Annotated in this window: 19 protein-coding genes; 14 read left to right on the top strand and 5 right to left on the bottom strand. The window is 71.9% G+C overall.

Annotation, left to right across the window (positions count from 1 at the left end; all coding sequences use genetic code 11):
* Nucleotides 1–5 precede the first annotated feature (5 nt).
* The gene (locus ACIO5D_RS31640) at nucleotides 6–2,159 is read left to right on the top strand and encodes an ATP-dependent DNA helicase (protein ID WP_363609554.1); all 2,154 of its coding nucleotides are present in this window, start codon (nucleotides 6–8) and stop codon (nucleotides 2,157–2,159) included.
* A gap of 202 nt (nucleotides 2,160–2,361) precedes the next feature.
* Here the strand turns inward: ACIO5D_RS31640 and lexA are convergent, their stop codons facing one another.
* A complete protein-coding gene (gene lexA / locus ACIO5D_RS31635) occupies nucleotides 2,362–3,024 on the bottom strand; it encodes a transcriptional repressor LexA (RefSeq protein WP_400657444.1) in 663 nt (220 codons plus the stop codon).
* A 562-nt stretch (nucleotides 3,025–3,586) separates the two neighbouring features.
* Here lexA and nrdR point away from each other — a divergent pair.
* The 7 genes from nrdR to ACIO5D_RS31600 all read left to right on the top strand — a co-directional run bounded on the left by nrdR (nucleotide 3,587) and on the right by ACIO5D_RS31600 (nucleotide 11,929).
* Complete coding sequence (gene nrdR, locus ACIO5D_RS31630) at nucleotides 3,587–4,084, top strand: transcriptional regulator NrdR (RefSeq protein ID WP_363609550.1); 498 nt, start codon at nucleotides 3,587–3,589, stop codon at nucleotides 4,082–4,084.
* Between the two features lie 212 nt (nucleotides 4,085–4,296).
* The gene (locus ACIO5D_RS31625; RefSeq protein WP_363609548.1) at nucleotides 4,297–7,188 is read left to right on the top strand and encodes a vitamin B12-dependent ribonucleotide reductase; all 2,892 of its coding nucleotides are present in this window, start codon (nucleotides 4,297–4,299) and stop codon (nucleotides 7,186–7,188) included.
* 163 nt (nucleotides 7,189–7,351) lie between these two features.
* Nucleotides 7,352–7,588 (top strand): RNA polymerase subunit sigma-70, encoded by a 237-nt coding sequence (locus ACIO5D_RS31620; RefSeq protein WP_363609546.1) that lies wholly within the window; start codon nucleotides 7,352–7,354, stop codon nucleotides 7,586–7,588.
* Between the two features lie 3 nt (nucleotides 7,589–7,591).
* Nucleotides 7,592–8,155, top strand: a complete 564-nt coding sequence (locus ACIO5D_RS31615; RefSeq protein WP_400657392.1) for a Clp protease N-terminal domain-containing protein — start codon at nucleotides 7,592–7,594, stop codon at nucleotides 8,153–8,155.
* 286 nt (nucleotides 8,156–8,441) lie between these two features.
* Nucleotides 8,442–9,827, top strand: coding sequence for an ABC transporter substrate-binding protein (locus tag ACIO5D_RS31610; protein WP_363609542.1), 1,386 nt, complete (start codon nucleotides 8,442–8,444; stop codon nucleotides 9,825–9,827).
* 162 nt (nucleotides 9,828–9,989) lie between these two features.
* Nucleotides 9,990–11,012, top strand: a complete 1,023-nt coding sequence (locus ACIO5D_RS31605) for a sugar ABC transporter permease (RefSeq protein ID WP_363609540.1) — start codon at nucleotides 9,990–9,992, stop codon at nucleotides 11,010–11,012.
* Nucleotides 11,009–11,929: a carbohydrate ABC transporter permease gene (locus tag ACIO5D_RS31600; protein WP_400799354.1), complete on the top strand. Its 921-nt coding sequence runs from the start codon at nucleotides 11,009–11,011 to the stop codon at nucleotides 11,927–11,929. The genes ACIO5D_RS31605 and ACIO5D_RS31600 overlap by 4 nt, the downstream gene beginning before the upstream one ends.
* 106 nt (nucleotides 11,930–12,035) lie before the next feature.
* Here the strand turns inward: ACIO5D_RS31600 and ACIO5D_RS31595 are convergent, their stop codons facing one another.
* A complete protein-coding gene (locus ACIO5D_RS31595; protein ID WP_400799351.1) occupies nucleotides 12,036–12,242 on the bottom strand; it encodes a hypothetical protein in 207 nt (68 codons plus the stop codon).
* On the opposite strand from ACIO5D_RS31595, the gene ACIO5D_RS31590 reads away from it, so the two are divergent.
* Together ACIO5D_RS31590 and ACIO5D_RS31585 are read left to right on the top strand one after the other, a co-directional pair.
* On the top strand, nucleotides 12,241–12,372 hold the full coding sequence (locus tag ACIO5D_RS31590) for a hypothetical protein (RefSeq protein WP_400799348.1): 132 nt from the start codon (nucleotides 12,241–12,243) through the stop codon (nucleotides 12,370–12,372). The two genes, ACIO5D_RS31595 and ACIO5D_RS31590, sit on opposite strands and share 2 nt — an antisense overlap.
* 218 nt (nucleotides 12,373–12,590) lie before the next feature.
* Entirely contained in the window at nucleotides 12,591–14,174 is a 1,584-nt protein-coding gene (locus tag ACIO5D_RS31585) for a DUF4153 domain-containing protein (protein ID WP_400657387.1), read from the top strand.
* A 115-nt stretch (nucleotides 14,175–14,289) separates the two neighbouring features.
* Here ACIO5D_RS31585 and ACIO5D_RS31580 read toward each other — a convergent pair whose 3' ends face one another.
* Nucleotides 14,290–15,837, bottom strand: coding sequence for an MFS transporter (locus ACIO5D_RS31580; protein WP_400657385.1), 1,548 nt, complete (start codon nucleotides 15,835–15,837; stop codon nucleotides 14,290–14,292).
* 427 nt (nucleotides 15,838–16,264) lie between these two features.
* On the opposite strand from ACIO5D_RS31580, the gene ACIO5D_RS31575 reads away from it, so the two are divergent.
* The 3 genes from ACIO5D_RS31575 to ACIO5D_RS31565 all read left to right on the top strand — a co-directional run bounded on the left by ACIO5D_RS31575 (nucleotide 16,265) and on the right by ACIO5D_RS31565 (nucleotide 18,487).
* On the top strand, nucleotides 16,265–16,858 hold the full coding sequence (locus ACIO5D_RS31575; RefSeq protein ID WP_363609532.1) for a TetR/AcrR family transcriptional regulator: 594 nt from the start codon (nucleotides 16,265–16,267) through the stop codon (nucleotides 16,856–16,858).
* 134 nt (nucleotides 16,859–16,992) lie between these two features.
* Nucleotides 16,993–17,703: a ribonuclease HII gene (locus ACIO5D_RS31570; RefSeq protein ID WP_363609530.1), complete on the top strand. Its 711-nt coding sequence runs from the start codon at nucleotides 16,993–16,995 to the stop codon at nucleotides 17,701–17,703.
* Between the two features lie 100 nt (nucleotides 17,704–17,803).
* Nucleotides 17,804–18,487 (top strand): hypothetical protein, encoded by a 684-nt coding sequence (locus ACIO5D_RS31565; RefSeq protein WP_400657382.1) that lies wholly within the window; start codon nucleotides 17,804–17,806, stop codon nucleotides 18,485–18,487.
* A gap of 125 nt (nucleotides 18,488–18,612) precedes the next feature.
* Here ACIO5D_RS31565 and ACIO5D_RS31560 read toward each other — a convergent pair whose 3' ends face one another.
* Together ACIO5D_RS31560 and ACIO5D_RS31555 are read right to left on the bottom strand one after the other, a co-directional pair.
* On the bottom strand, nucleotides 18,613–19,269 hold the full coding sequence (locus tag ACIO5D_RS31560) for a hypothetical protein (protein WP_400657379.1): 657 nt from the start codon (nucleotides 19,267–19,269) through the stop codon (nucleotides 18,613–18,615).
* A 463-nt stretch (nucleotides 19,270–19,732) separates the two neighbouring features.
* On the bottom strand, nucleotides 19,733–21,973 hold the full coding sequence (locus ACIO5D_RS31555) for a RecQ family ATP-dependent DNA helicase (protein ID WP_400799344.1): 2,241 nt from the start codon (nucleotides 21,971–21,973) through the stop codon (nucleotides 19,733–19,735).
* Nucleotides 21,974–22,202: 229 nt separating this feature from the next.
* Here ACIO5D_RS31555 and ACIO5D_RS31550 point away from each other — a divergent pair, with 229 nt between their 5' ends.
* Complete coding sequence (locus ACIO5D_RS31550; protein ID WP_400799342.1) at nucleotides 22,203–23,756, top strand: DUF4192 family protein; 1,554 nt, start codon at nucleotides 22,203–22,205, stop codon at nucleotides 23,754–23,756.
* The last annotated feature ends 21 nt before the right edge of the window (nucleotides 23,757–23,777 follow it).

Below are 23,777 nucleotides of genomic sequence, written 5' to 3'. Positions count from 1 at the left end.
GGGTCATGACGAACGACTCCGAATCCCAGCTTCCCGCCGACGCCGACGACGCCGCTGACGACGTCGTCGAGGTCGCCGAGGACTCCGCCGACGGCCCGGGGGACGACTCCGGCGCCGTCCCCCGGGCCCGTATCCCCGAGCTGCTGCACGCCGCCGTCGAGGCCGTCGGCGGCGTGGAACGCCCCGGCCAGGCCAGGATGGCCGCAGCCGTCGCCGACGCCGTCGACCACGGCGAGCACCTGTTGGTACAGGCGGGCACCGGCACCGGGAAGTCCCTCGCCTACCTGGTGCCCGCCCTCGCCCACGGGGACCGCGTGGTGGTCGCCACCGCCACCCTGGCGCTCCAACGCCAGCTGGTCGAGCGGGACTTGCCGCGCACCGTCGAGGCGCTGCACCCGGTGCTGCGCCGCCGGCCGCTGTTCGCGATGCTCAAGGGCCGCTCCAACTACCTCTGCCTGCACCGGGCGAACGAGGGCACCCCGAGCGAGGAGGGCGAGGGACTGTTCGATCCGGTGGACGCGCTCGGCGGCCCCACCGGCAAGCTCGGGCAGGACGTGCTGCGGCTGCGCGACTGGGCGGACGAGACCGAGACGGGGGACCGGGACGACCTCAGCCCGGGCGTCTCCGACAAGGCCTGGGCCCAGCTGTCCGTCACCTCCAAGGAGTGCCTGGGCGCCACCCGGTGCGCCTACGGGCAGGAGTGCTTCGCGGAGAAGGCGCGCGAGCGGGCCAAGCTCGCGGACGTCGTGGTGACCAACCACGCGATGCTGGCGATCGACGCGATCGAGGGCGCGCCGGTGCTGCCCGAGCACGGGCTGCTGATCGTGGACGAGGCGCACGAGCTGGTCAACCGGGTCACCGGCGCGGCCACCGCCGAGCTGACCGTGGGCGCCGTCAACCGGGCCGTGAAGCGGGCCGCCCGGCTCGCCAACGAGAAGGCCGTGGACGCCCTGCAGGCCGCCGCGGAGAACTTCCACGGCCTGATGGAGACGGCCCAGCCCGGCCGGGTCGAGGAGCTGCCCGAGTACCTGGCGTACGCGGTCACCGCGATCCGGGACGCCAGCCGGCAGGTGATCACCTCACTGGGCGAGACCAGGGACAAGGCGCTCACCGACGAGGACGCGGTCCGCAAGCAGGCGATGGCCTCCGCCGAGGCGCTGCACGAGACGGCGGACCGGCTGCTGGAGGACTCCGAGTACGACGTGGTCTGGATCGAGCGCAGCGACCGCTTCGGGATGGGCACCGCCTCGCTGCGGGTCGCCCCGCTGAGCGTCTCCGGGCTGCTGCGCGAGGGCCTGTACAAGGAGCGCTCGGTGGTGCTCACCTCCGCCACGCTCAAGCTCGGCGGGGACTTCAACGGCGTCGCCGCCTCGGTCGGCCTGCCCTCGGAGGCCCGGCTGCCGGACGAGCGCGGGCCCGCCGACGCCCCCGAGCCGGCCTTCGGCGAGGACCCGGTGCCGCACTGGCGCGGCATCGACGTCGGCTCGCCGTTCAAGTACCCCAAGCAGGGCATCCTCTACGTGGCCCGGCACCTCGCCGACCCGGGGCGCGACCCCGAGCGGCCCGACATGCTGGACGAGCTGGCCGAGTTGATCGGTGCGTCCGGCGGGCGGACGCTGGGCCTGTTCTCCTCGATGCGCGGCGCCCAGACGGCCGCCGAGGCGATGCGCGAGCGGCTGGACAACCGGATCCTGCTCCAGGGGGAGGACACCCTGGGCGAGCTGATCCGCGAGTTCGCGTCGGACGCGTCCACCTGCCTGTTCGGCACGCTCTCGCTCTGGCAGGGCGTCGATGTGCCGGGCTCGGCCTGTCAGTTGGTGGTGATGGACCGGATCCCGTTCCCGCGTCCGGACGACCCGCTGATGAGCGCCCGGCAGAAGGACGTCGAACAGCGCGGCGGGAACGGCTTCATGGCCGTGGCGGCCACCCATGCCGCGCTGCTGATGGCGCAGGGCGCGGGCCGGCTGGTGCGCGCGGCGGACGACCGGGGCGTGGTGGCGGTCCTCGACCCGCGGGTGGAGACCAAGCGGTACGGGAGCTTCTTCCGGTCCTCGATGCCGGAGTTCTGGTACACCACCGACCGCAACCAGGTGCGCCGGTCGCTGGCGGCGATCGACGCCTCGGCGGCGCCGGTCCGCCCGGTGGTCAAGCGGGGCTGACCGGCGGCCCAGGACAGGCCGGAGGGGCTCCGCGCGGTGGTGCGTGGAGCCCCTTCCCGTCCCGGTGTCTCCGGCCCCGGGTTTCCTCGGCCCTCGGGTTTCTTCGGCCTCGGCGTTTCGGGACCCTCCGTTTTCCGGCCCCAGCGTTTCGGGCCCTCGGCGCCTTCGTTCCGGCGCCGAGGCGGCCTCTCCCGGCCCGTGCTCAGAGGCGGCGCAGGACGGCGACCACCTTGCCCAGGATGGTCGCGTTGTCGCCGTTGATCGGCTCGTACGCGGGGTTGTGCGGCATCAGCCAGATCCGGCCGTCCTCGCGCTTGAGGCGCTTCACGGTGGCCTCGCCGTCGATCATCGCGGCCACGATGTCGCCGTTCTCGGCGACCGGCTGGCGGCGGACCGTCACCCAGTCGCCGTCGCAGATGGCCGCGTCGATCATCGAGTCACCGCGCACGGTGAGCGCGAACAGCTCGCCCTCGCCCACCAGTTGGCGCGGCAGCGGGAAGACGTCCTCGACCGTCTGCTCGGCCAGGATCGGCCCGCCCGCGGCGATCCGGCCGACCAGCGGCACATACGAGGTGGACGGCCGCCCGGCCGTCTCGGCGGTGTTGGGGCGGGCCACCTCGACGCCGCGGACCTCGTAGGCGCGCGGGCGGTGCGGGTCGCGGCGGAGGAAGCCCTTGCGCTCCAGGGCCATCAGCTGGTGGGCGACCGAGGAGGTGCTGGACAGGCCGACGGCCTGGCCGATCTCGCGCATGGACGGCGGATAGCCGCGGCGCTGGACCGAATCCCGGATGACCTCGATCACCCGGCGCTGGCGCTCGGTCAGACCGGCCTCGTCGGTGCGGATCCCGGGGGGGCGCCCCGGCATCGCCCGCGTGGGGGCGGGGTGGGCCTCGTCCAGCACGGGGGCATGCTCGATCGGCTGGTCGGGAACGCGGCTCGTGCTGGAAACAGCAGGGCCGGAGAGGCGGTGTTCTTCGCTACGGTCCATGCTGACATCCACACTCTGCTGATTCGTGGTGCGCAGCCCCACCTTGAGCTGGGAGTGTTCCTGCACCGGGATGGTGTTGCTTTCGATGGTGTTCACGGCGGCCCCTCTCGACGGCTGTCCTCTCCCTTTTCCAGCCCAACGGCACCTCCTATCGAAAGGTTGCGCCAAACACACGTTCGAGTGAATTATTCGGGAGTTGGCTGACTCGATCAAGGCTTTGTTGTACATCGATTAAATGTTCGATCGATCATCGGCTCCGGCAGTCTAATCCGCGTCGACACGCCAGGGGTGTCACTTCCCCCGAAGACCTACATGTAGTGGCTACAGTCCTCACCGTGCCCAGTACTAGTGGTCACGCCTCATGATCAGCTTGCCGAGGCCCGGTCCGCATCGCATAGACTCAACCGGTCCGCACGTCCTGCCAGGGAGGGATCCTCAGGTGCACTGCCCCTTCTGCCGGCACTCCGACAGCCGCGTCGTCGACAGCCGGACCACCGAGGACGGCAGTTCGATCCGCCGTCGTCGGCAGTGCCCGGACTGCGGCCGCCGTTTCACCACGGTGGAGACGGCCGCGCTGATGGTCATCAAGCGCAGTGGCGTCACCGAGCCGTTCTCCCGGGAGAAGGTCATCTCCGGAGTCCGCAAGGCCTGTCAGGGCCGCCCGGTCACCGAGGACGCCCTCGCCCAGCTCGGCCAGCGGGTCGAGGAGTGCGTGCGGGCCACCGGCAACGCCGAGCTCACCACCCACGACGTCGGGCTGGCCATACTCGGACCGCTCAAGGAGCTCGACGTGGTCGCCTACCTGCGCTTCGCCAGCGTGTACCAGGCGTACGACGGACTGGAAGACTTCGAGGCCGCCATCGCGGAACTCCGCGCCGAACGGCCCGTCCCCGAGGCGGACGGCACCTGCGTGCCCGTCCCCGCCGCCGCGCCCTAGGAGGCCCGGCTCCAAGCACCACCGGCCCCCCGGGGCCACCAGCCACAGCGGCCCTTCGGGGCCGACGTATGCCCGAAAAAAGGGCACAGAACACCACAAACCGTGCATCGGCAGGCGAGGGCCTCGGCTGCCCGCACACCAGGAGAAGCGAACCAGCGGTGCCCGGATTTTTCGGGGCACTTTGGGCGTTTGCCCAGGAGGAGGAGCGAGAAGTGACAGACACCACGAGCGGTTCCGCACGCGGGTCGAAGTCCGACAAGGCCGCGGCCAAGGGAGCCGGCAAGGCGCCCAAGGGCGGTCTGCGGATGGAGCGCATCTACACCACCCCTGGCGTCCACCCCTATGACGAGGTCCGCTGGGAGCGCCGCGACGTCGTCATGACCAACTGGCGCGACGGCTCGATCAACTTCGAGCAGCGCGGCGTCGAGTTCCCCGACTTCTGGTCGGTCAACGCGGTGAACATCGTCACGTCCAAGTACTTCCGCGGCGCCGTCGGCACCCCGCAGCGCGAGTGGAGCCTCAAGCAGATCATCGACCGCGTGGTGCTCACCTACCGCGCCGCCGGTGAGAAGAACGGCTACTTCGCCACCCCCGGTGACGCCGAGATCTTCGAGCACGAGCTGACCCACGCCCTCCTCCACCAGGTGTTCAGCTTCAACTCGCCGGTCTGGTTCAACGTCGGCACCAAGCAGCCCCAGCAGGTCAGCGCCTGCTTCATCCTGGCCGTCGACGACTCCATGGAGTCGATCCTCGACTGGTACAAGGAAGAGGGCATGATCTTCAAGGGCGGCTCCGGCGCCGGCCTCAACCTCTCCCGGATCCGTTCCTCCAAGGAACTGCTCTCCTCCGGCGGCAACGCCTCCGGCCCGGTCTCCTTCATGCGCGGCGCCGACGCCTCCGCCGGCACCATCAAGTCCGGCGGCGCCACCCGCCGCGCGGCCAAGATGGTCGTCCTGGACGTCGACCACCCGGACGTCGAGGCCTTCATCGAGACCAAGGTGAAGGAGGAGGAGAAGATCCGCGCCCTGCGCGACGCGGGCTTCGACATGGACCTCGGCGGGGACGACATCACCTCCGTCCAGTACCAGAACGCCAACAACTCCGTCCGCGTCTCCGACGAATTCATGACCGCCGTCGAGAACGGCACCGAATTCGGTCTGCGCGCCCGGATGACCGGCGAGGTCATCGAGACCGTCGACGCGAAGAAGCTCTTCCGCAAGATGGCCGAGGCCGCCTGGGCCTGCGCCGACCCCGGTATCCAGTACGACTCCACCATCAACCACTGGCACACCTGCCCGGAGTCCGGCCGGATCAACGCGTCCAACCCGTGCAGCGAGTACATGCACCTGGACAACTCCAGCTGCAACCTCGCCTCGCTCAACCTGATGAAGTTCCTGCGCGAGGACGACTCCTTCGACGCCGTCACCTTCGCCAAGGTCGTCGAGCTGGTCATCACCGCGATGGACATCTCCATCTGCTTCGCCGACTTCCCGACCGAGAAGATCGGCGAGACCACCCGCGCCTACCGCCAGCTCGGCATCGGCTACGCCAACCTCGGCGCCCTGCTGATGGCCACCGGCCACGCCTACGACAGCGAGGGCGGCCGCGCCCTGGCCGGTGCCATCACCTCCCTGATGACCGGCACCGCCTACCGCCGCGGCGCCGAACTCGCCGGTGTCGTCGGCCCGTACGACGGCTACGCCCGCAACGCCGCCCCGCACCAGCGGGTCATGAAGCAGCACGCGGACGCCTCGCTCGCCGCCGTGTCGCTCGACGACCTGGACGCCCCGGTCTGGGCCGCCGCCACCGAGACCTGGCAGGACGTGCTGCGCCTGGGGGCGCAGAACGGCTTCCGCAACGCCCAGGCGTCGGTGCTCGCCCCGACCGGCACCATCGGCCTGATGATGGACTGCGACACCACCGGCGTCGAGCCCGACCTGGCCCTGGTCAAGTTCAAGAAGCTCGTCGGCGGCGGCTCGATGCAGATCGTCAACGGCACCGTGCCGCGCGCCCTGAAGCGCCTCGGCTACCAGGACGAGCAGATCGAGGCGGTCGTCGCCCACATCGCCGAGCACGGCAACGTGGTGGACGCGCCCGGCCTGAAGACCGAGCACTACGAGGTGTTCGACTGCGCGATGGGCGAGCGGGTCATCTCGGCCATGGGCCACGTGCGGATGATGGCGGCCATCCAGCCGTGGATCTCCGGTGCCATCTCCAAGACGGTGAACATGCCGGAGACCGCCACCGTCGAGGAGATCGAGGAGATCTACTTCGAGGCGTGGAAGATGGGCGTCAAGGCCCTGGCCATCTACCGCGACAACTGCAAGGTGGGCCAGCCCCTTTCGGCCAAGAAGAAGGACGCCGCGCCGAAGGCCGAGGAGGCCCCGGCCGCCGCGGTGGAGAAGGTCGTCGAGTACCGCCCGGTCCGCAAGCGCCTGCCCAAGGGCCGTCCGGGCATCACCACCTCCTTCACGGTCGGTGGCGCCGAGGGCTACATGACCGCCAACTCCTACCCGGACGACGGCCTCGGCGAGGTCTTCCTCAAGATGTCCAAGCAGGGCTCGACCCTCGCGGGCATGATGGACGCCTTCTCCATCGCCGTCTCGGTCGGCCTCCAGTACGGCGTGCCGCTGGAGACCTACGTCGCGAAGTTCACCAACATGCGCTTCGAGCCGGCCGGTCTGACCGACGACCCGGACGTGCGGATGGCGCAGTCGATCGTCGACTACATCTTCCGCCGGCTGGCGCTGGACTTCCTGCCGTTCGAGACCCGCTCGGCGCTCGGCATCCACTCCGTCGAGGAGCGCCAGCGTCACCTGGAGACGGGCTCCTACGAGCCGCTGGAGGCCGAGGAGCTCGACACCGAGACCCTCGCCCAGTCCGCGCCGCGCACCGCCGAGCCGGTCGTCCCGGCCAAGCCGGCCCCCGTCGCCGAGGCGCCGAAGGCCACCCCGGCCCAGGCCCACAACTCGACGGAGCTGATCGAGATCCAGCTCGGCCTCAACGCCGACGCTCCGCTCTGCTTCTCCTGCGGCACCAAGATGCGCCGCGCCGGCAGCTGCTACCTCTGCGAGGGCTGCGGCTCCACCAGCGGCTGCAGCTGACAGCGGGCGCTGAACCCCGGGGAGGTGGCCTCGCAGAGGTGACCTTCCGCTGAGGCGGGGCGAGGACTTCACGTCCTCGCCCCGCCTTTCGCGTTCCCCGGGAGACGGGGCGATGGCGTCAACCAGGGTTGACAGATGGAGGGTGTCAACCTAGGTTGACAGCATGAGCGAGAGCGGAGAACTCGCGGCGGCGGCGAGCAGTCGTGACCCCGCGGTGGGGCTTCGGGCGGTCCGTGCGCTGCGTGACCTGGCGGACCGGCTGGAGGGTCTGCAGGTGGGTGGCGCCCGTGAGCAGGGCTGGTCCTGGCAGGACATCGCGGTCTGCCTCGGGGTGACCAGGCAGGCGGTGCACAAGAAGTACGCCCGGCGCGGAGTCGGCAAGGACGAGGACGGAGGCTGAGCGATGTTCGAGCGTTTCACCGAGTCGGCGCGACAGGTGGTGGCCGGCGCGCAGCGGGAGGCGGCGGCGCTCCGGCACGGGTGCATCGGCACGGAGCACCTGCTGCTGGCGGTCCTGGCCGTGCCGGACGACCCGGCGGCGGCGGTGCTGGTCGACGCGGGGCTGGATCACGGCGCCGCGCAGCTGGCGGTCCGGCGGCTGCTGGGGCCAGGGGAGGACGCCCAGGCCCTGGCCGCGATCGGGGTGGACCTGGACGCCGTCCGGGAGGCCGTGGAGTCGGTGTTCGGGGAGGGGGCGCTGGATGCGCCGCCGGGGGAGGGGCCGCGTCGGCGTGGCTGGTTCCGGTCGGAGGCCAGGGGCGGGCGCACTCCGTTCACGGCCGGGGCGAAGAAGGCGCTGGAGCTGTCGTTGCGGGAGTCGCTGCGGCTGAAGTCCGGCCGGATCGCGGTCGGTCACCTGTTGCTCGGGGTGATCCGGGAGGGCGAGGGCGCCGGGGCCCGGGTGATCGCCGACCACGGTCTGGACCCGGCGGTGCTCCGGCGGGCGGTGGACGCCGTCCTGGGCTGAGTCCCGCGGCGGCCGGCCCGCCGCCGGTGACGCGGCGTCATGTAGCGGTCCCGTCCGGGCCGGACGGGGCCGCGGGCGTTTCCCCCGGCCCGGGGGATCGTGCCCGGACGCGCCGGGGTCACGAGTGGGGCACTTGCCGGTGAAGGTTGAACGCGGACCTTGGCGGCGGCTGGCAGCTGGGTTAACGTCTTCGAACCGGCCGTCGCCGGGTACATGTCGATCTCCGGTACAGCGCAATGTCGTTCGTCTTACTGCTGGCGTCCGCGCCCTGGCATGGAGGACCGCATTGACCCTCACCCCGACCGCATCGTCCACGAGTTCCCGCCGCCTGGCCGTCGTGCCCGCCCTGCTGGCGGCGCTGGCACTGACCGCGGCCTGTTCCAACAGTTCGAGCGGCTCGGGAGGCGGTTCGGGCGGAGGGGGCCAGAGCCTGGCCGGGGACTGTGCCAAGTACCAGTCGTACGCGGGGCATTCGGGCAAGACGGTGACGGTCTTCGCGTCGATCCTCAGCCCGGAGTCGGACAATCTGGAGAAGTCCTGGGCCGAGTTCAGCTCCTGCACCGGAATCAAGATCAGCTATGAGGGCTCCAACGACTTCGAGTCCCAGTTGCCGGTCCGGGTGACCGGCGGCAACGCGCCGGACTTCGCGATCATCCCGCAGCCCGGTCTGCTGGCCCAGATGGTCAAGAGCGGGAAGGTGGTCAAGCCGCCCGAGCAGACCGTCGCCAACCAGGACAAGTGGAGCCCGGTCTGGAAGACGTACGGTTCGGTCAACGGCACCTTCTACGCGGCGCCGATGAGCGCCAACATGAAGTCGCTGGTCTGGTACTCGCCGAAGGCCTTCAAGCAGGCCGGCTACGAGGTGCCCAGGACCTGGACCGATCTGATGGCGCTCAGCGATCGGATCGCCAAGGCCGGTGCGGGCAAGCCGTGGTGCGGCGGCATCGCCTCCGGGACGGCCACCGGCTGGCCGGCCACGGACTGGCTGGAGGAGGTGGTGCTCGGCTCGTACGGCGGCGAGGTGTACGACCAGTGGGTGAGTCACAAGGTGAAGTTCTCCGACGAGAAGATCACCACGGCGATGAAGACCCTCGCGGACTGGATGCAGAACCCGGCCTGGGTCAACGGCGGGTACGGCGACGTGAAGTCGATCGCCACCACCACCTTCCAGGACGCGGGCGCGCCGATCCTCACCGGCAAGTGCCTCATGCTCCAGCAGGCGTCGTTCTACAAGGCGCAGTGGCCCAAGGACACCAAGGTCGGCCCGGACGGTGACATCTTCGCCTTCCACCTGCCGGCCGTGAACCCGGCCGTGGCCAACCCGGTCGAGGGCGGCGGGGAGTTCCTGACGGCGTTCGCGAGCCGTCCCGAGGTGCAGGCGGTGCAGAACTACCTCTCCAGTTCGGACTGGGCGAGCAGCCGGGTGAAGACCGCCAGCGGCTGGGTCTCCGCCAACCAGGGCGTGGACAAGAGTCTGTACACCGACCCGATCGACCGGCTCTCCGCCGACGCGCTGACCGACCCGGCCGCGACCTTCAGGTTCGACGGTTCGGACCTGATGCCGGCCGCGATCGGCGCCGGGCAGGAGTGGAAGTCGCTGACCGCCTGGTTCGCCGAGGGCCAGTCCATCCAGAAGACCGCCGCCGACATCGACGCGGCCTGGCCGCAGTAACCGGCGGCCGGAGCCCGGCGGCCGGCCGCGGTGAGCGGCGGACGCCCTCCCCGCAGAACCACCTGATCAGGACCACCTGTCGAGGGCGGTGCGGGACCACCCACCCGCACTGCCCGCCCTTTCTTCTGATCGTCCGATCTTCCGATGGGAGGACGCGCAGTCATGTCCGTACCCGGCACCCTGTCGTCCGCTGCCTCGCTCGCCGACGGCGCCTGGGGCGACGCGGCCGTCAAGTTCGGCAACAGCTTCGGTGCCATCGCCGGCTTCCTCGGCATCCTGCTGCTGGTCTTCCTCGCCGCCGGCCGGGCCACCGGCCGGATCGCCCGCCCGCTGGCCGTCGCGGTCTTCCTCGGTCCGGCGGTGGTGCTGTTGCTCGTCGGCCTGGTCGCGCCGTTGGTCCGCACCGTCTATCTGAGCCTCTACAGCGACGACAGCAGCCGGTTCGTCGGCGGCGAGAACTTCGGCTGGGCGCTGACCACCGACTCGGTGCGGAAGGTGCTGGTCAACACGCTGCTCTGGCTGGTGATCGCGCCCCTGGCGGCCACCGCCCTCGGCCTGGTGCTGGCCCTGCTGGTGGACCGGATGCGCGGTCAGGCGGTGTACAAGTCACTGATCTTCATGCCGATGGCGATCTCGCTGGTCGGCGCCTCGATCATCTTCAAGTTCGTCTACGAGTCGCGCGACTCCTCGCAGCAGCAGATCGGGCTGCTCAGCCAGGTCGCCATCGCCCTGGGCTGGGAGCATCCGCCGAACTGGATGCTCTCCCAGCCGCTCAACACCTTCCTGCTGATGGCGGTGATGGTCTGGGTGCAGACCGGCTTCGCCATGGTGGTGCTCTCGGCGGCGATCAAGGCCATCCCGGACGAGGTCACCGAGGCCGCCCGGCTCGACGGCGCGGGCGGGGTACGGCTGTTCTGGTACGTCACCGTGCCGATGATCCGCACCACGGTGGTGGTGGTCCTCACCACCGTCATGATCACCACCCTCAAGGCCTTCGACATCGTCCGCACCATGACCGGCGGCAACTTCGGCACCCAGGTGCTGGCCAACGAGATGTACTCGCAGTCGTTCGTGCAGTTCAACACCGGGCGGGGCAGCGCGCTCGCGGTGATCCTCTTCCTGGCGGTGCTGCCGCTGGTGGCCTACAACATCGTCCAGCTGCGCAAGGAGCGTGGGGTCCGATGAGCGAGCGCCGCAATTCCGCCCGTGCGGTGCGGAAGACCTTCAGCAGCCCGATCGCCTCGGTCTTCGTGATCGCGGTGACGGTGCTCTGGACCATCCCCACCCTCGGCCTGCTCGCCACCTCGCTGCGTCCCAAACAGGACGTCACCGCGGACGGCTGGTGGAACGTCTTCCTCCACCCGGACCTCGGGCTCTCCAACTACCACACGGTGCTGTTCGAGGGCGGTTCCGGTGTCTCCACCGGCCTGCTGCCGTTCCTGGTGAACTCGCTGGCGATCAGCGTCCCGGCGACGCTCTTCCCGCTGGTCCTGGCGGCGATGGCCGCGTACGGGCTGGCCTGGGTGCGGTTCCGGGGCAGCGACACGGTGTTCTTCGTGGTCTTCGCCCTCCAGGTGGTGCCGATCCAGATGGCGCTGATCCCGCTGCTGCGGCTGTTCTCCGGCGGCGCGCACCTGGGCTCGGTGACGCTGATCCCGGCGGTGGACCTCAAGGGCACCTACGCGCCGGTCTGGCTGGCGCACACCATGTTCGCGCTGCCGCTGGCGATCTTCCTGCTGCACAACTTCATCGCCCAGCTGCCGCGCGACCTGATGGAGGCGGCGGTGGTGGACGGCGCCTCGCACTTCAAGATCTTCCGTTCGATCGTGCTGCCGCTCTGCACCCCGGCGCTGGCCTCGTTCGCCATCTTCCAGTTCCTCTGGGTCTGGAACGACCTGCTGGTCGCGCTGACCTTCGCGGGCGGCACCCCCGAGGTGGCGCCGATGACGGTACGGCTGGCGCAGCTGTCCGGCTCCTTCGGCGGGCGCTGGGAACTGCTCACCGCCGGGGCGTTCCTGTCGATCGTGATCCCGCTGGTCGTCTTCTTCAGCCTCCAGCGCTACTTCGTCCGCGGTCTGCTGGCCGGATCCGTCAAGGGGTAGGGCGTCTCCCGGCCGACCGCAGCGGAATGCGGCGGTTTCGTGGGCACGGTCGGCGCGGAACCTGTACACCGATAGGGGCAGCCGGCCGATGTGGCACAGGGGGCGGTCATGGCGGGTGCGGCATACGGGGGCGGAGAAGGCCGGCGGGCCTGCTGGCGGCCCTGACCACGGCGGCGGTCCTGGCGAGCAGCGCCTCCGCGACGCTCACCGCGAACAACTGGAACACCGTCCCGCTGACGGTCACCCTGGCCGCCAACACCCCGTACTGGCCGGCCTGCAACAGCAACGGCGCCGGCGCGACGGTGAACAACATGAACTACTCCACCGGCGCGACCGGGCAGGGCGCCCACAGCAACACGGTGGTGCCCTTCGGCAGCCGGCCGACGGACTTCGGACCGGCGGTGAGGGACTCGCCGGTGTACTCGCTGTACGGGTCCTACTGAGTCGACGGGCCGTCCGGGCGGTCGGGCTGCCTGGCACCCCGGGCGGCCGGCCCTTCCGGTCGCCCGGGGGCCCGGTCTCGCGAGTGCCGGGCCCGCCACGGCGTTTTTGAACCTGTTCAGAATGGTCTACAGTCGGCTCCAGTCGCGGCGCCATCGCGTCTGCCGGCGGACTGCCCCAGGGTGGCTTCCGCATGCCCACCGACCTCTGAGGGGGACTCATGTCCGGATTGTCCACGCCTGCTTCGGTCGACGCCCCGCCCGGGACCGACCCGTACCGCGCGCCGGCCGCGCCTGCCTGGCAGCCCATCGCGTGGCTGCGCCCCAGCGAGCCGGAGCGCAAGGCGGCCGCCGCCCCCCGGGCGCTCGCGGCGGCGGTGATCACCGGCCTTCTGGCGGCGTGGCTGCTGGCCGACGGGGTGGGCGTCAACCTGCTGCTCTGCGGTGTGGTGGCCGCCGTCGGCGCCGGGATCGCCGCCCGCTCGGCAGGCCGGCGGGTCCGGGTCTGGACGGTCCTGTGGAGCGTGCTCGCACTGGCCCTGCTCGCCGTGCCGGCCCTCTCCGAGGCGGGCTGGCCGGTGGCGCTGTCGACGCTCTGCGCGCTGGCCCTGGCCTCCCTCGCGCTGCACGGCGGCCGCCGCTGGGCGGGCGTCCTGCTCGCTCTGCCGGGCATCCTCTGGCAGCTCGCGCCCGGCCTGCTCTGGGCCCGGGACGGACTGCGCGGCCTCAGCCTGCCGGGCCGGGGCAAGGTGGTTCCGGTGCTCAAGGCGGTCGTGGTGGCGGCGGTGCTGCTGACCGTCTTCGGCTGGCTGTTCGCCAGCGCCGACGCGGCCATGGCGGACGTCCTGTCCGGCCTCACTCCCAGCCTGGACCTCAGCGAACTCCCGCTGCGCTTCGTGCTGTTCGTCCTCGGCCTGCTCACCGCACTGGGATTCGCCCACATCGCGGCCGGCCCGCGCCGCTGGGACCGTACGGCGGTCCGGCCGGGCCGCGAGCGCGGGCGGCTGGAATGGGCGCTGCCGCTGGTCGCGCTCAACCTGATGTTCGGCGCCTTCGCACTGATCCAGGCCGTGGTGGTGCTCGGCGGCCGGGACTCGATCACGAACACCGGGATGAGCCGCTCCGAGTACGCCCGGCAGGGCTTCTGGCAGCTGACGGCCGTCACCGTGCTGACCCTCGTCGTGGTCGCGGTGGCCAAGCGCTGGGCGCCGCGCGGCACCGCCGCCGACCGCCGGCTGGCCCGGATCCTGCTCGGTGTGCTCTGCCTGCTCACCCTGGTCGTGGTCGCCTCGGCGCTCGGCCGGATGTGGTTCTACGTCGACGCCTCCGGGCTGACCAGGCTGCGACTCTGGGTGCTGGTGGTCGAGGTCTGGCTCGGCGCCGTCTTCCTGCTGCTGATCGTGGCCGGACTGACCCGCTCGGCGGCCTGGCTCCCGCGCGCCGTGGTGCTCAGCGGCATGGTCACCGCCGCCGTGTACGGGCTGATGGGCCCGGACGCGATCATCGCGGAGCAGAACGTGGCCCGCTTCGAGCGGACCCAGCAGATCGACCTGCGCAACGTCCGCGACCTCTCGCCCGACGCCGTCCCGGCCCTGGACCGGCTGCCGGGGGACCAGCGGACCTGCGCGCTGGAGCTGATCCGGGCCGGCCTCGACGACTCCTCGCCCTGGTACGCCACCAGCCTGGCCGAGGCGCGGGCCCGGGAGATCCTGGCGGAGCGGCCGCTGTCCCAGAGCCTGTCGGCGGAGCAGAGCGCCTGTGACCGGGCGGGCCTGAGGGGCGACGACTACATCGGGCGGTACTGAGCGGCGGCGGACCGGGCGGTGACGTGGCGCGCGAGGGCCGGCGGCCGGTGACGCGCGCGGGCCGGCCGGGAGTGTGCGGCTCCCGGCCGGCCCGCGTCGTGCTTCCGGTGCCGGATCAGTGCACCGCGATGCCGGACGCGTCCGACGGCAGGTCGCCGGCCTTGGCCCTGATCACGAAGACCGCGATGAGCAGCGCGACCCCGGCGAGCACGGCGCCCACGATGAAGCCGTGCGAAATGCCCTGCGCGAGCACCTCGTTGGCCGCAACCGTGCCCTTGGGGAACTCGTGCTTCGTCAGGAACTCCGCCTGCTGCTCCGGTGTGGCCGTGGCCATGAAGCCGGGCGCCTGGAGCTTGGCCTCCGCCGTGGCGTAGTGCGCGAACACCGTGGTCAGGATCGACAGCCCCAGCGAGCCGCCGATCTGCTGCATCGAGTTGAGCAGCCCGGAGGCGGCGCCGGTGTCCTCCCCGGCGACGCCCGCGACGGCGAGCAGCATCACCGGGACGAAGATCAGGCCCATGCCGAAGCCGAACACCACCGTGGGGCCGAGCACCCCGTCCACGTACCCGCTGCCCGCGTCCATCCGGGTGAGCCAGGTGAGGCCGATGGTGACCAGCAGTGCGCCGGTGGCCATGAACGGCTTCGGGCCGTACTTGACCTGCAGTCTGGAGGCGATCTGCGCGGCGGTGATGATCGACGCGCTGATCGGCAGGAAGGCGAACCCGGCCCGCAGCGGGCTGTAGTCCAGCGGCCCCTGGATGAAGAGCGTGATGTAGAAGAAGATGCCGAACATGGCCGCGGTCAGGCAGAGCATCATCATCAGGCCGCCGGTGCGGTTGCGGTTGGCGAACAGGTGCAGCGGCGTGATCGGCTGGGCGGTGCGGTTCTCGACCACGAGGAAGGCGGCGATGAGCAGCACGCCGGCCGCGAACGAGCCCAGCGTCAGGCTGTCCGACCAACCGTCCGAGGCGGCCCGGATGAACCCGTAGACCAGGCTGATCAGACCGAGTGTGGAGGTGAACGCACCGGGCAGGTCGAAGCGGCCGTCCTGGCGCTCCGACTCGGCGATGTAGCGCGGGGCGGCGATCGCGATCAGAACCGCGATCGGCACGTTGACGAAGAAGACCCAGCGCCAGTCCAGGTACTCGGTGAGCAGGCCGCCGGCCAGCAGGCCGATCGCCGCACCTGAGCCGGCCACCGCCGAGAAGACCCCGAAGGCCTTGTTGCGCTCGGGCCCTTCCTTGAAGTTGGTGGCGATCAGGGCGAAGGCCGTCGGCGAACAGATCGCGCCGCCGACCCCCTGGAGCGCGCGGGCGGCCAGCAGCATGCCACCGTCCTGCGCGAAGCCGCCCAGCAGCGAGGCCAGGCCGAACAGCAGCGTGCCGAAGACGAACACCCGTCGGCGGCCCAGGATGTCGCCCGCGCGGCCGCCGAGCAGCAGCAGGCCGCCGAAGGTCAGCGTGTAGGCGTTGATCACCCACGACAGGTTGGTGGTGGAGAAGTTCAGCGTGTCCCTGATCTGCGGCAACGCGATGTTCACGATGGTGGCGTCGAGCACCACCATGAGCTGGGTGGCCGCGATGACGGTCAGGGTGACGCCCTTGTGCCGGTCCTGGCTGCCCTGCGGTGGAGAGGTCTTGCCGAGTGTGTCGGAGATAGCCAAGTTGATGCCCCCTGCTGGCTATTGCTTCGTATGCTGTGGACCCGAGGCCCGAAGCGCTTCTGCGGCGTCCCGCAGGCTATGAAGGAACGGAATCGTTCACTAAGGTGGACGATATCCTGGGCGATATTATGAACGCAAGCGTTCCCTAAGGTTGGTGACGATGGATCAGTTGGTGCGGCGCCAGGCGGCGGATCGTGCGGCCGGCCGGCCGGTGGAGCGGTCGGCGGAGCAGTCCGTCGAAGGGTCCGCCGACGGGTCTGTCGAGCGGCCTGCCGGGCAGCCTGTCGAGCGGTCTTCCGGGCGGTCTTCCGAGCGGGTGGAGCCAGGTTCCGAGTGGCCGGTCGAGCCGGCGCCGGGGCGGGCGGGCGCGAGGGGGTCGTCGGCGGTCCCGGGTGCGAGGTCCGCGGCCCACTGCCCGGTGAGGGTGGTGGCCGAGGTCCTGTCCCGGCCCGTGCGCCGCCGCGGGAAGGAGCTGGAGAGTGCGATCTTCGAAGCCGCGCTCGACCAGCTCATCTCCGGCGGATTCGCGCGGATGACGATGGAGGGCGTCGCCGGTGCCGCGCGGACCGGGAAGGCCGCGCTCTACCGGCGCTGGGCGTCCAAGGCCGAACTGGTCATCGACGCCCTGGACTCCACTCTGCCACGCCCCTCCGACACCCCGGACCTCGGGTCCGCCCGAAGTGAATTGCTGCTGCTCATCGGGGGGTTCGCCGACGCTCTCACCTCGAGGGCGGGTGGTGCGCTGCAGGCGCTGATGGCCGAGCTGGACCATGAACAGGCCGAGGTGTTCAAGAGGTTCATCGTGCAGCGGGTGGTCGAGCCGACCAAGGGCACGATTCTGGACATCCTCCGCCGGGGAGTCGAACGCGGCGACGTCCGGCCCGACGCGGCCACCGTGATCGTCGCCGATGTCGCCCCGGCGATGCTGATGTACCGGGTCAAGGTCTACGGCCGCGACACTGGCCCCGACTTCGCGAACCAGCTGGTGGACGAGGTGCTGCTCCCGCTGATCCGCGTCTGACGAGCGCCTGGCGGGTGTGCGGCGGGAGCCTGACGGGCGTGCGGCGGGTCGGCTCCGAGGGGGTGGGCCCGGCGGCCGGGGCGCCGCGGGGCGGGGCTTAGGCTGGAGGTTGCCCCAGCTGAACGGATTCCACGATGCCCATCGTCCCGCCGACGCACTCCGTCGAGCGTTCGCTCCGCCGGGCCGGCGCCAAGACCGTTGTCGGCCTCGACGAGGTCGGGCGCGGCGCCTGGGCCGGGCCGGTCACCGTGGGTGCGGCCGTCACCGGGCTGCGCAAGCCGCCGGACGGTCTGACCGACTCCAAGCTGCTCACCGAACTGCGGCGCGAGGCGCTCGCCCCGGTCCTCGCCGACTGGGTCACCGCGTACGCGCTCGGCCACGCCTCCGCGCTGGAGTGTGACGAGCTGGGCATGACGGCGGCGCTGCGGCTGGCCGCCGTCCGCGCGCTGGAGGCCCTGCCGGTGGAGCCCGACGCGGTGATTCTCGACGGGAAGCACGACTACCTCGGCGGCCCCTGGCGGGTGCGCACGGTCATCAAGGGCGACCAGTCCTGTATCTGCGTCTCGGCCGCCTCGGTGCTCGCCAAGGTCCATCGGGACGGGATGATGGCCGAACTGGGCGAGGCGTATCCCGGGTACGGGTTCGCCGACAACGCCGGCTACCCGTCCCCGGTCCACCGCGCCGCGCTGGAGGAATTCGGCCCGACCGATCAGCACCGGCTCTCCTGGGCCTACCTGGACGGGCTGCCCAAGTGGCGCCATCTGAAGCGGAATCGGGCCATGGCGGCGGGTGGTGCTCCCGGCTCCGCGGGCCCCGCCGACGAACAGCTGACGCTCGGTTTCTGACAGTCCGTCTGAATTGCCCCGAGTGGGGCCGGCCGGTGTGCGGTGCCCAAGGGGTGGGGCGCCCGTGCGCGTTCGATCGGCATTTGATAGATATCCGGGTATGCCTGTCTTCCCCGAGGAGCCGGAGATTCACGAGAGCCTCCCGGGCCCCGGCGTTCCCTTCCCCCGCGAGTCGGACGCACAAGCCCTCCGCACGCCTGCCACCGGCAGCGCGACCACTTCCGTACCTTCCGCCGCCGCCGCCGGCGCGGCACCGGCCCCCGGGCCGGGCCCCCGCCCCACAGCTCCTCGGCCGGCGCCGCCGCGCGCCGCCCGCCCGGGGCCGCCCCGCCCGGCCCAGACCCCCAAGCCCGGTCCCGCGCCGCGCCGCCCGGCACCCGCCGCACCGCGGGTCGCGGTCCAGCACGTCGCCGCCACCGCGGCCGAGGCACTGGAGCGTGCCGACGAAGCCGTCGACCGGCTGCTGGACTCCGGGCGCAGTCCCGGCGAGATCCTGGTGCTGACCGTCGGCGGGCCACACCCCTGGCAGCAGCACGAACTCTCCTTCGGCGAGGAGCGCTACTGGGCGCAGCTCACCGAGGGCGGCGACGTGTTCTACGCGGAGGCCGGGCTGACCCGCCCGGTCCGCCGTGAGGTGGTCGTGCTGGTCGTCAACGGGGGCTCGGCCGACCGCGCCGCCCAGGCGTACACCAAGGCGCTCGGCCACGCGGCCGCGCTGCTGGTGGTCTGCGGCGACGCGGGCCCCGCCGCCGGTGCGCCGACCGGTCGTTCGGCGTCCGCCTAGCCGTCCGGGAGTCATGGACCGTTCGAGTCCGGCGCCGTGAGGTGCCGGGCCCGAACGGTGCCGAGCCGTACCCTCCGGGCCCGGAGACCGGGTTGTGCCGTGTGCGCCCGGCGGGCGGGTCCGCGTCAGCGGGTGCCGGTGCGCCGGACCGGCTCGACGGCCGCCACCCGGGCGGGCGGCCAGGGATGCTCGGGCCGGCGGGAGTGTGATGCCCGGTCGCCGAGCTGGGGGTGTTCGGCCGGCTGGTGCGCTGGCCGCTGGCCGCGTGGCCCGTCGGCCGCCGGGCGGGGCGGCAGCTCCGTCACGGTGTGGACCGGCCCGTCCGCCCAGGATCCCGCGTGTGGATTGCGGCCGCTCCGCTCGTCGCCGAGGATCTGCCAGCCCGCCGGGGTCAACGCGATGTACGAGCCGCAGCGCAGCCCGTGCAGGGCGGCCGCGTCCCGCAGGGCCCACATCCAGGCGCCGTCCTGTTCCGTCCAGCCCGCCGGGCCCTCGCGGCAGCGCAGCAGTACGGCCGTCCGGACCGGAGCGGCGAGTCGCAGGTCGTGCGGGGTGACCTGGCGCAGGTGCGACAGGATCAGGTTGCGGTGCTGCCAGCCGTCGGTGTCGTGGGGCCAGGGTGTGAACGAGGCCGAGGCGGTCGCCCGGTGCAGCGCGTTCAGGACGGTGACCACGACCGTGCCCGGTTGCGGCAGGTGGCGCTGGTGGATTTCCAGGACGAACTCGCGCGGGTCGCGCAGCAACGGGATCCCCGAGGCGGTCCAGGTCTCCAGGTCGAGCACCCGTCTGGGCGCCGAGCTCCGGGCGAGGGGATACTGACCTCGGTCGATACCGTTGATCGCGATCCTCCTTCCCGACCCGCGAACACGCGGGCCCCCGCGTACGCCGAAGGCCGGGTCCAGCGGACCGGGTTCCGGGTACGGTCCAATTCTCAGGGCAGAGGGGGTGGGGCGGCAATGATGAAATGATGAACGCCGCCCGAAAGTCAACGCTCTGTCGGATATGTTCCACGATCGTGCGAGTGCTGCTCAGGTGGCGCCCGATCGTGAACCGGGCCGCCAGAAGGCCTCTGGCGAGCGCTTTCAGCAACTCAACCACTCCTCTCCACCACCGGTGTTCCTCGCTCCCGCGCGTGTTCCTGCCGACTCCTCGACTTCTCCCTTCGTCCATTCGGGTGAGGGGGTGAGGGCCTGACCCGGCGCGGCCACTGTGCCGCACCCGTCAGGCGCCTCTCCCCGGCGCCGCTCAGCCCTGTACGGCCAGCACCAGCGGCAGTACCGAACTCGCCCCGGCCCGCCGGAGCAGCCGGGCGGCGACGGTGACCGTCCACCCGGAGTCGACCAGGTCGTCCACCAGCAGCACCGGGCCGCCCGCCCCGGCGATCGCGGCCTCGGTCTCCGGCGGCAGGACGAGTGCCCCGGCCAGCGCGTGCAGCCGCTGCGCGCTGTTGCTGCGCGCCCCGTGCGGAGGCTGCCCGGCCGCGTACTCGATCCGGCCGAGCAGCGGCAGCCGCCCGATCTCCGCGATCCGGGCGCCGAGGCTGCCGACCAGCTGAGGGCGGCTGGACGAGGCCATGGTCACCACGCCGACCGGCCGGTCCAGCCGGGTGCCCTCGGCCGTCGCGGGCCCGGCCCAGCCGCCCGGGCCGCGAGCCCAGTCGGCCAGCACCGCGACCAGAGCGTCCACCGCCTCGCCGGGCACGGGCACGTCGGGGGCCTGGTCCGCGAGCAGGGCCCGCAGCCGGTTGCCCCAGCCGATGTCGGAGAGCCGGCCGAGGGCCCGGCCGGTCTCCGCCTGTTCGCCCGCCGGGATGCGGCCCTTGAGCTGCACGCCCAGCGACTCCATACCGGTGGGCCAGAGTCGGCGGGGCTCGAAGCTGACCCCGGGCCGACCGAGCGCCGCCCGGGCCGCGTCCAGCGCCTCGGCGGAAATTTCGGGGCCGTGCAGCGCACCGGCGCAGTTGTCGCAGCGGCCGCAGGGCCGGGCCTGCTCGTCGTCCAGCTGCCGGCGTAGGAACTCCATCCGGCAGCCGGTGCCCGTGGCGTACTCGCGCATGGCCCGCTGCTCGGCCTCACGGGAGGCCGCGACCTTGGCGTACCGGGCGGTGTCGTACTCCCAGCTCTGCCCGGTGGCCGTCCAGCCGCCCTTGACCCGCCGGACCGCGCCGTCCACGTCCAGGACCTTGAGCATGGTCTCCAACCGGGCGCGGCGCAGGTCCACCCGGGGCTCCAGCGCGGCCGTGGACAGCGGGCGGCCGGCCTCCGCGAGCGCGTTGATGGTGCGGCGCACCTGCTCCTCGGGAGGGAAGGCCAGCGAGGCGAAGTAACGCCAGATCGCCTCGTCCTCACGCCCGGGCAGCAGCAGCACCTCGGCCCGGTCGACGCCGCGGCCCGCCCGGCCGACCTGCTGGTAGTAGGCGATCGGCGAGCTGGGCGAGCCCAGGTGCACCACGAAACCGAGGTCGGGCTTGTCGAAGCCCATGCCCAGCGCGGAGGTGGCGACGAGGGCCTTGACCCGGTTGGCCAGCAGGTCGGCCTCGGCGGTCCGGCGCTCGGCGTCCTCGGTGCGGCCGGAGTAGGACGCCACCGGGAAGCCGCGCTCGCGCAGGAACGCCGTCACCTCGTCGGCCGCGGCCACCGTCAGGGTGTAGACGATGCCGGACCCCGGCAGCCGGTCGAGGTGGTCGGCCAGCCAGGCCAGGCGGTGCGCCGGATCGGACAGGGCGAGCACGCCGAGGGTGAGGCTCTCCCGGTCGAGCGGGCCGCGCAGGACGAGGGCGTGCTCGTCGGTGGCTCCGGTGCCGAGCTGCTCGGCGACGTCGGCGGTCACCCGGGCGTTGGCCGTGGCGGTGGTGGCCAGCACCGGCACGCCCGGCGAGAGCTCGGCGAGCATGGTGCGCAGCCGCCGGTAGTCGGGGCGGAAGTCGTGACCCCAGTCGGAGATGCAGTGGGCCTCGTCGACCACCAGCAGGCCGGTGGAGGCGGCGAGTTTGGGGAGCACCTGGTCGCGGAAGTCGGGGTTGTTCAGCCGCTCGGGGCTGACCAGCAGGATGTCCACCGTGCCGGCCGCGACCTCGGCCTGGATCTCGTCCCACTCGTCGGTGTTGGCCGAGTTGATGGTGCGGGCCTGGATGCCGGCCCGGGCCGCCGACTCCACCTGGTTGCGCATCAGGGCGAGCAACGGGGAGACGATCACCGTGGGCCCGGCGCCGCGGGCCCGCAGCAGCGCCGTGGCGATGAAGTAGACGGCGGACTTCCCCCAGCCGGTGCGCTGTACGACCAGGGCCCGGCGGTGGTCGACGACCAGCGCTTCGATGGCCGTCCACTGGTCGTCGCGGAGTGTGGCGCCGGGCCCGGCCAGCTCGCGCAGGACGGCCTCGGCCCGCGCCCGGACCTCGGCGCGGTCGGCGGCCGTCGCGCTGCTGGTGCCGGTGCCGGCCGTGGCGGGGGCGTCGGTGGCGGTGATGTGGGGCTGGGGCTGCTGCATGCCGTCCATGTAACCCCGAGGGGCCGACAATGGGCGAATGGCGGTGCACCATGGACGGGTGGACCAGGGGTGTATTTCATCTGCTCTTTCGCTGAACATCCGTCATATGTCCCCCGGGGGAGTGGGTCTGGATAATCCGAATGAGGGAGGTTTTATCCACAGGCGGGAGTTGTCCACAGGGAAAAAGAAAATTCCCGGGGCATTCGCGGATTGCGGCAGTCTTCCGGCCATGAACAACGAACGCATCGCGCTGTCCCTCGGCCCGGCCTCCGGCCACCGGCCGGTCACCATGCGGGGCCCGGCCGACATGGCCGAGCTGCTGCCTTATCTCCTGGGCTTCTTCCCCGACGACAGCATCGTCGCCGTCGGTCTCCAGGGCCCGGACCTCCACCAGGGCGGGGTGATCCGGCTGGACATCCCCGAATCGCCGGAGGAGTGGCAGGCCGCGGCCGAGGAGACGGCCGCCCTGCTCATCGGTCTGTCCGAGCGGCGGGACCGCCGCCCGGCCCAGGTGCTCCTCTACCTCTGCCAGGATCCCGGCACGAGCCATGGCCCGCCCGTTCTGGACGGGCTCAGACCGCTCGCGGAGGGGCTGCGGGTGTCCTTCGAGAGCAGGGGGGTGGCGGTCAAGGAGTCGCTCTGCGTCTCGGCCGGCCGCTGGTGGTCCTTCCTCTGCCGCCGTGAGGGGTGCTGTGACCCGGCGGGCAATCCGATCCGGCGCTCTCCCGACCCCGGCCCGGTGGCCGCCGCGGCCACCGTCGCCGGTTTCGCTCCCCGGGGGAGCCGTAAGGCGATCATCGCCGGGCTGGTTCCGATCGGCCCGCCCGGCGCCGATACCCAGAGCTCGGCGATCGCCCGGGTCAAGGGCGGCGGTGGAGTAGTGGGGAGCCGGCCGCCGCTGTCCCGGGAGCGGGGCGCCGAGTTGCTCGACCAGGCGGTCGCCGAGTTCTCGGCCGGCGCCCGTGAACTCGACGAGCACCGGACGGCGCTGCTGATCATCGCCCTCCAGGACAGGATCACCCGCGACCGCGCCGCCGAGTACACCCGGCCCGAGGAGATCGCCCCCGCACAGCGGCTGTGGCGTTTCCTCGCCCGGCATTGTGTCCCGCCCTACACGAGCTGTGCCGCGGCCCCGCTCACGTTGCTGGCCTGGACGTCCTGGGTCGCGGGGGACATCGCGACGGCCCGTGTGGTGCTCGCCCACACACTCCGCCTCGCCCCCTCCTACCTGCTGGCCCAGCTCCTGTACGAGTCGCTGAACGAAGGCATGTCCCCGGATGCGCTGCTGGCGAGCGTGGCGGCGGAGCGACAGCGGCGCACCGCGGTCCGTTCCGGCGGAGCGGCCGGGGAAGCGGTGGTGTCAGGCCCGGCCGCCGACGAGCCGGGCGGCCCGCCGACGGGCCCGGACGGTGAACCCGCCCCGGCGCCGGCCAGGTCCCCGCGCCGAGCTGCCTCAGGGGCGGTCGCCGAGTCCGTCGCCCCGGCGGTCCCGGGTTCGGGGGACCATCCGGCCGGTCCCCCGAACCCGGGACCGCGGGCCGCGCCGGTGGCCGGGGATCCCGGACGGTCCGAGGGCGGACCGTCCGACCCCGGGCCGGGCGCGTGCCTGCCCGCGCAGGCGCGCCGCATTCCAGGGTGCCGACCGCGGCCTCGGCCCGGTGCCGTCCGGAAGGCCCGGCTGGGCCGGGTGACACCGTGGGCGGCCCCGGCGACGGCAGCGACCGTGCGCAGCCGGTGCCGCGGTGTGCGGGGCCCGACGGCGGGAGCCCGTCATGCGCGGTGACATGCGTGGCGGCCCGCGACC

The organism is Kitasatospora sp. NPDC087315 (assembly GCF_044744345.1).
Taxonomy (GTDB): Bacteria; Actinomycetota; Actinomycetes; order Streptomycetales; family Streptomycetaceae; genus Kitasatospora.
This window is presented reverse-complemented; position numbering and strand designations above follow the sequence as displayed.

Excerpts from the sequence above, each read along its gene's own strand:
- ACIO5D_RS31640 (WP_363609554.1), top strand. The coding sequence starts at position 6 with ATGACGAACGACTCCGAATCCCAGCTTCCCGCCGACGCCGACGACGCC.
- lexA (WP_400657444.1), bottom strand. The coding sequence starts at position 3,024 with ATGCCGGGGCGCCCCCCCGGGATCCGCACCGACGAGGCCGGTCTGACC.
- ACIO5D_RS31620 (WP_363609546.1), top strand. The coding sequence starts at position 7,352 with ATGAGCGAGAGCGGAGAACTCGCGGCGGCGGCGAGCAGTCGTGACCCC.
- ACIO5D_RS31615 (WP_400657392.1), top strand. The coding sequence starts at position 7,592 with ATGTTCGAGCGTTTCACCGAGTCGGCGCGACAGGTGGTGGCCGGCGCG.
- ACIO5D_RS31605 (WP_363609540.1), top strand. The coding sequence starts at position 9,990 with ATGTCCGTACCCGGCACCCTGTCGTCCGCTGCCTCGCTCGCCGACGGC.
- ACIO5D_RS31600 (WP_400799354.1), top strand. The coding sequence starts at position 11,009 with ATGAGCGAGCGCCGCAATTCCGCCCGTGCGGTGCGGAAGACCTTCAGC.
- ACIO5D_RS31590 (WP_400799348.1), top strand. The coding sequence starts at position 12,241 with ATGAACTACTCCACCGGCGCGACCGGGCAGGGCGCCCACAGCAACACG.
- ACIO5D_RS31595 (WP_400799351.1), bottom strand. The coding sequence starts at position 12,242 with ATGTTGTTCACCGTCGCGCCGGCGCCGTTGCTGTTGCAGGCCGGCCAG.
- ACIO5D_RS31585 (WP_400657387.1), top strand. The coding sequence starts at position 12,591 with ATGTCCGGATTGTCCACGCCTGCTTCGGTCGACGCCCCGCCCGGGACC.
- ACIO5D_RS31570 (WP_363609530.1), top strand. The coding sequence starts at position 16,993 with ATGCCCATCGTCCCGCCGACGCACTCCGTCGAGCGTTCGCTCCGCCGG.
- ACIO5D_RS31565 (WP_400657382.1), top strand. The coding sequence starts at position 17,804 with ATGCCTGTCTTCCCCGAGGAGCCGGAGATTCACGAGAGCCTCCCGGGC.
- ACIO5D_RS31555 (WP_400799344.1), bottom strand. The coding sequence starts at position 21,973 with ATGCAGCAGCCCCAGCCCCACATCACCGCCACCGACGCCCCCGCCACG.
- ACIO5D_RS31550 (WP_400799342.1), top strand. The coding sequence starts at position 22,203 with ATGAACAACGAACGCATCGCGCTGTCCCTCGGCCCGGCCTCCGGCCAC.